Below are 5245 nucleotides of genomic sequence, written 5' to 3'. Positions count from 1 at the left end.
CGCGCCCTGTTGGATTCGAACCAACGACCCACAGCTTAGAAGGCGCCAGGTTTTTCTTTTGAAACAATGCGTTGGTTTGTAAACGGGACGTCCATTTACACCTCGGATCACTTAAACGGTCCGGGGTGTTTGCATACTCCCCTTTCCCGTGAACACACCTGCGCACGTCAACGCGGCCCCATGATCGCGTTCGCAGTAACGGCCTTCGTCAACCTTTAAATCATGCTTCGTCGCGTTGTGATGCAAGGATGACCGCCTGGCTGTTTCGTGAGAATGGAGCAGACAGGCGGCAGTCGCCTAAAGTCGGACATTGTTCTATATGGCATTTTCTCTGAAAGCGGACATCTTCTGATTATATATTACTAATATCGTATAGTATCTAAATCTAATGGAATACAGCGTTGAAACAATAAGGTATGTAAAATGATTAGAAATTCGATACCAAGCGTAACATTCGACACAAACACATTAAACTCAGTTTTATATCCGGAAACGTCGCAAAGAGAAAATAACGGTGAAGCTGAAATAGTTCGTAGTTCTATAATTTCTGGTCGGTTGCGAGGTTTTTTCTGTGAAACCCTCATAACACTTGAAGGAATCACGAAGCGTGATCGTCCATCTGCAATGGGAAGTACACATATAAACGTAAAAACCCATCAAACTGATGCTCAAAATATTGGCATAAGAATCGGGATTGGATTTACCCCTCCTACTATCAACATAAATCATATGAATAGAATTAACGATGCGCTTTCTTTGAAAATTCTTCCGCTGATTACCGGAATGGAAATGGGGAACTTCCATTTAGATGACAAAATTTATCCTTTGTATAAGCCTGACGGTGGAATTACGGAATTAGTCCGCTGCATGGACAAGGTGCATGAGTTATCTAGAAGCTTAGGATGTAAAGGTGTGGGTAAAGCTGCTGCAATTGAACTCGGCGTAAAACTCACTAAAAAATATGGGAGCGGTAAAGACGAGCTATTTCATAGAGGGTTAGGTCGCGCTGAAACCAAGGCTGAAAGAGAAAACGTAGCCAAAGTAGTCGCAGAATGGGCAGATGGTGACAGTATCGCGGCACACTATGGTTTTGGAATGGACCTATTCTGTAGTGAGGACTTTGGACGAAGTTCCAAAAAGGCATCGGTGCTTGATGAAGATCACAGGCGCTGGCTAAAATCTGATTTTGATATCGGCTTTGTGACGCTCATTGACCTTGCCCGAATGCTAACAGAATAGATTGAAGTGGTTTTATTATGTAACTGTTTTCCCAATTGGTGGACGACAAGCAGACCGTCTCTTATCCCCTCCTGAACTGCCCGTCTGCTCAGTGATGCCGGAGCAGACGGGCGGCAATCGCCTTCATCTCAGACGTAGAAGATTCGAAAAGAGGAATCGAATAGCGGACAAGACTTATGAAAGAGCAGACCATAAAATGGGTTCAAAATCGGGTCAGTCGTTTTCAACTTTTTCTGGTTGCACTCCATGCATGACATACAAAAACTCATTATGAGACAGGATGATCCTCCCAGTCATGCAAGCGCACGATTCTTCGCTTTTTCATGATTTTTCAAAAGCCCATGAACATGTTGATACGCGGTCTCAATCTCAGAAGGAATTTCAACATGCGGGATGAAACCCCGTCCACAGGGGCCGTAACCGTTCTCATCATCTCGCAACCGGGGAATTTCTCCCATGATCAGAGACAGGAACCGCTCCGGGCTCCATAGTCGCGAAGGGAGTTCCGCAGCATACGTCACGATTCCGTCTCGTATCTCGAGACGCGGAACAAAAGTCGGACAGCTATAAAAAACAGTTGCACATGATGCCTCCTGCCAGACTTTCTGGAAGGTGACGAAAGTTCGTAACTGCATGGCCGGATCCTGAAACAGGATAGTAGAGCAGGGTTCCAGCCCGAGTTCCGAGAGGAGTAATTTTGTAAAGCTCGCGTTCTCGCCGCAATTGGTGGAGCGCGTTTCCAGAACCAATTTTTCTTTGGGAAAACTCCAGACTTCCGAAGCCAAAGTGCCAAAAATCTCGGCTTCGGATCTGTCTTTCAGGTATATTTCTGGTAGCAGGTTTTCTGATCTGACAGTCTCTACAAGAAGAGTGGTCGAGTGCCCGATGCCCCCTGAAAAAAGCAGGTGACAGTTGGCTTCACGTGCAGCCTCACAGGCTGCATGAGCCGTCTCAAGGATGGCATTTCCGGCGTGGATCACCAGATCCACTGAAGCACTGTCAGCCTGAGGCATGTCATTGAGGGCCAGAAAAGCTGATATCGCATTGACTGCATCAATATCGTTCTGCGTTTTAAGATAGGTATTGAACTCAGACATATTATTCTCTTTATCTTACCGAAGGCCGCCCTACACAGGACATAATGTCCTTACCGTAACGCGCCCGATTTCGGAAAATACCTCAAAAAACTGTTTTTCATCAGGGTGACCGCCACGGGTATAGGCGCAGACGATGGGCGTTGCTTCCGACCTTGGTCATGCACGGCTATATCTCCGGCAGCATCCTTACCATTGTTGCCGGTTTTGTCGCCCGCAGCCCAAGTGGTTGGAAACCCTGCATGTAATCTTCTGCTGACCTTCACTTACGGTCGTTTTCAAATGTCTGCTTATTGATGGCAAACGCTAAAAAGCAGACAGTCGCAAATCCCCCCTGAACTGCCCGTCTGCTCAGTGATGCCGGAGCAGACGGGCGGCAATCGCCTCATCTCGGTCGTAAGAGGATATGTTTGATCATCCGGAAAGCAGACGGTCTGACTTCAAAAGAGCTATCGTGGTTTCAATGCTACCAACTGATACTGCGACCATGTTGTAAAAGTGGGAATGGTCTGGTCAAAATCAACACGGCCATCAATGGGATGATTGAACTTACGGGGACCGCCCTCCCGTAGCAACACGCTCTGATTGTGCCACAGCCGCTCAAAATCCGGGCTCAGGGACCGAAGCTCCTGCACAAGCGCGTCTACCTGTTCTGTGTCACCACGAATGCTGACAGCCCGGAATTCCGCAAGCACCCGTCGCGCACTGCTTTCCCAGTCGTCAAGAAACGTGCGGGCGCCTGGTGCAAGAAAAACATAACGCAGCAGATTACGTTCTTTATCGTCCAGCCAACCGGCAAAAAGATGCCGGGCCGCGTCATTGGCGGCGCAGGCATTCCATAGGGGATCAAGCACATAACAGGGCACTGCCATCTGCTCTGGAAAAATCCGGACCTCCTCAGGAAGGTCTGATGCCATAGAAGGCCGCGACGCATCGGGGTCTTTCATCTGCGCGAGTTCGAACAGGTAAAGGCGTTCCGCAGAGGAAAGGTGCAGGGCCGTAGCAATACGTGCCAGCATTGCCGCCGAACAGGAGACATCCCGGCCCTGTTCGAGCCATGTATACCAGGTCGTGCTGATACCGCAGATCTGGGCCGCCTCTTCCCGCCGCAAAGCTCCCTTTCGAACACGGAAGCTTCGACGCCGTCTTCTGTCGCTTTACGACCCATCACTGGTCTGATGCACTGGCAGGTCGCGGCCATCCGTTCCCTGCAACAGGCCGCGCCGGATTATGTCATGCGCTATTTCGGGATCGAAGTGGATGGCAGCTTCATTATCGACGTCAGCAGTTTTCAGGTGGCACCAGTGTAGTCGGGTTCACGATTGTCGTGGGGCATAGCGTGATGTGGCGTCATCGGACTATGTCGGCGTCGAGAAATTGAGCAGACAGTCGCCTACATCTGAGACATGGGGAGATCAGTCAGGCTATCTCCAAGAGCAGACCATTGCCGGTTTTTCTTGACGTAAGGGGCTGGAGCGGCCAGCGGTGAAGGTATGGATACGATCAAGCCTGTTGAATCTCGGTCACAAACCTGATTAATAAAAAAGAAATAATTCAAAACTAAAGATTAGGACAACATTGTTCATGAAAGAAATGGAAAAAGCTGCGGCAGGCTTTCTGTACGATGCTAACTTCGATGCTGAGGTAGTCGGTCAGCGTAATGCGGCTAAGGATATTCTGTTCGAGTTCAACCACACCCCGCCCCGTCAGGCTGAAAAGCGTAAGGAGTTGCTTCAGTCCCTGTTGGGACAGGTCGGAAATGGCGTTATAATCGAAGCCCCGTTCCACTGCGACTACGGATTCAATATCGAGATCGGTGCAAACTCTTTTCTAAACGTAAACTGCGTCATTCTCGATGGAGCCAAAGTGGCAATCGGTAGCAACGTCTTCATTGCACCAGCAGTCGGCATCCATACGGCAGGGCACCCTCTGGACTCCGAGCGACGGGATCAGGGTCTGGAGTATGCGTTTCCGGTAACAATCGAGGATAGCGTCTGGATAGGAGCCGGAGCCCAGATTATGCCAGGTGTCACGATCGGACGAGGCAGCGTCATCGGTGCTGGCGCAATCGTCAATCGTGACATCCCTCCTTTCAGCGTTGCCGTCGGAAATCCTGCGCGGATCCTGCGAACGATCACCGAGAAGGACCGTGAGAAATATCGTACAGCCTGATGCGAGCTAAGGTAGGACTTTCGTCACTTCCGCGCGGGTCGGATACACGCGATAGAAATCCTGAGTGAACTGACAGGCGGCAACCGCCTTCTTATCGGTCATAGGATGGCAGATCCATTAAGCTTGATACCGGTCATTCACGTTTTCTGCTCGATCATTGCACCGATGAGTTAGGCAGGCGAAAATGGATGTATGACCGACCGCTTGAATACGCTCGCCAATAGCTATCTCGATCACATCCGGATCGCAGTAGAAGCCAATGATCATGGTGCCCCTTTCAGGGATTTCATCGACAACTGGCATGCGTTTCGATCCGAGCATGATCACCACCGGAGCAGCGGCGATCGGCCCAGATGGTTCAACAATCCGAATGCAGCAAAGCGGCTGGCAATGCTAGAAAGCTTGGATTTCAGGTCGGTGGGCGTCGTGGCGATCATGACCCATGCCCATAACGCTCCCGATGTATATCGTCTCAAATATGCCGCGCGCGACAAGACCGCCAGACTGATCGTCGATCATGCCGTCCCTGTCGCCGTTATGGTTGATATGCTCTTCCAGTTGCGCGCCGATCTCACCCGCGATGGCATTCGTGCGCTCCTGATCAAGTGGCATCACTTGGGCCTTCTCACCCACGAAGAAAATGCGCGGCTCAACGCCGCTGGGCTAAATTCAAAAATGCCCGCCGACTGGGATTATTTAGAGCCTGATTCGAAAGTTTTTCAGCACTGACAATGCCTTGC

6 protein-coding genes and 1 pseudogene are annotated in these 5245 nt (G+C 50.2%); 4 read left to right on the top strand and 3 right to left on the bottom strand.

Annotated elements, in window-relative coordinates:
- The first annotated feature begins 423 nt into the window (after positions 1 to 423).
- On the top strand, positions 424 to 1239 hold the full coding sequence (locus B7G66_RS18600) for a hypothetical protein (RefSeq protein WP_231106296.1): 816 nt from the start codon (positions 424 to 426) through the stop codon (positions 1237 to 1239).
- Between the two features lie 293 nt (positions 1240 to 1532).
- Here the strand turns inward: B7G66_RS18600 and B7G66_RS01975 are convergent, their stop codons facing one another.
- From B7G66_RS01975 to B7G66_RS18595, 3 genes and pseudogenes are all read right to left on the bottom strand, one after another.
- Positions 1533 to 2336 (bottom strand): YdcF family protein, encoded by an 804-nt coding sequence (locus B7G66_RS01975; protein WP_003620624.1) that lies wholly within the window; start codon positions 2334 to 2336, stop codon positions 1533 to 1535.
- Between the two features lie 446 nt (positions 2337 to 2782).
- Positions 2783 to 3352: an MmyB family transcriptional regulator gene (locus tag B7G66_RS01965; RefSeq protein ID WP_231106297.1), complete on the bottom strand. Its 570-nt coding sequence runs from the start codon at positions 3350 to 3352 to the stop codon at positions 2783 to 2785.
- Between the two features lie 9 nt (positions 3353 to 3361).
- A pseudogene (locus B7G66_RS18595) lies at positions 3362 to 3445 on the bottom strand (XRE family transcriptional regulator); the annotation flags it as partial.
- 66 nt (positions 3446 to 3511) lie between these two features.
- Between B7G66_RS18595 and B7G66_RS19120 the strand changes: the two are divergent.
- From B7G66_RS19120 to B7G66_RS01950, 3 genes are all read left to right on the top strand, one after another.
- Positions 3512 to 3643, top strand: coding sequence for a hypothetical protein (locus B7G66_RS19120; protein WP_003620627.1), 132 nt, complete (start codon positions 3512 to 3514; stop codon positions 3641 to 3643).
- A gap of 274 nt (positions 3644 to 3917) precedes the next feature.
- Positions 3918 to 4505 carry a sugar O-acetyltransferase gene (locus B7G66_RS01955; protein ID WP_040510898.1) on the top strand — a complete coding sequence of 196 codons (588 nt, stop codon included), beginning with the start codon at positions 3918 to 3920 and terminating at the stop codon, positions 4503 to 4505.
- A gap of 192 nt (positions 4506 to 4697) precedes the next feature.
- On the top strand, positions 4698 to 5234 hold the full coding sequence (locus tag B7G66_RS01950) for a hypothetical protein (protein WP_048858807.1): 537 nt from the start codon (positions 4698 to 4700) through the stop codon (positions 5232 to 5234).
- The last annotated feature ends 11 nt before the right edge of the window (positions 5235 to 5245 follow it).

It is taken from the genome of Novacetimonas hansenii JCM 7643 (assembly GCF_000964405.1).
Classification (GTDB): Bacteria; Pseudomonadota; Alphaproteobacteria; order Acetobacterales; family Acetobacteraceae; genus Novacetimonas; species Novacetimonas hansenii.
The sequence above is the reverse complement of the archived record's forward strand: the minus strand, read 5'-3'. Positions and strand labels throughout refer to the sequence as shown.

Bases quoted from the DNA above. Each gene is read 5' to 3' on its own strand.
- B7G66_RS18600 (WP_231106296.1), top strand. From the start codon at position 424: ATGATTAGAAATTCGATACCAAGCGTAACATTCGACACAAACACATTA.
- B7G66_RS01975 (WP_003620624.1), bottom strand. From the start codon at position 2,336: ATGTCTGAGTTCAATACCTATCTTAAAACGCAGAACGATATTGATGCA.
- B7G66_RS01965 (WP_231106297.1), bottom strand. From the start codon at position 3,352: ATGCTGGCACGTATTGCTACGGCCCTGCACCTTTCCTCTGCGGAACGC.
- B7G66_RS19120 (WP_003620627.1), top strand. From the start codon at position 3,512: ATGCACTGGCAGGTCGCGGCCATCCGTTCCCTGCAACAGGCCGCGCCG.
- B7G66_RS01955 (WP_040510898.1), top strand. From the start codon at position 3,918: ATGAAAGAAATGGAAAAAGCTGCGGCAGGCTTTCTGTACGATGCTAAC.
- B7G66_RS01950 (WP_048858807.1), top strand. From the start codon at position 4,698: ATGACCGACCGCTTGAATACGCTCGCCAATAGCTATCTCGATCACATC.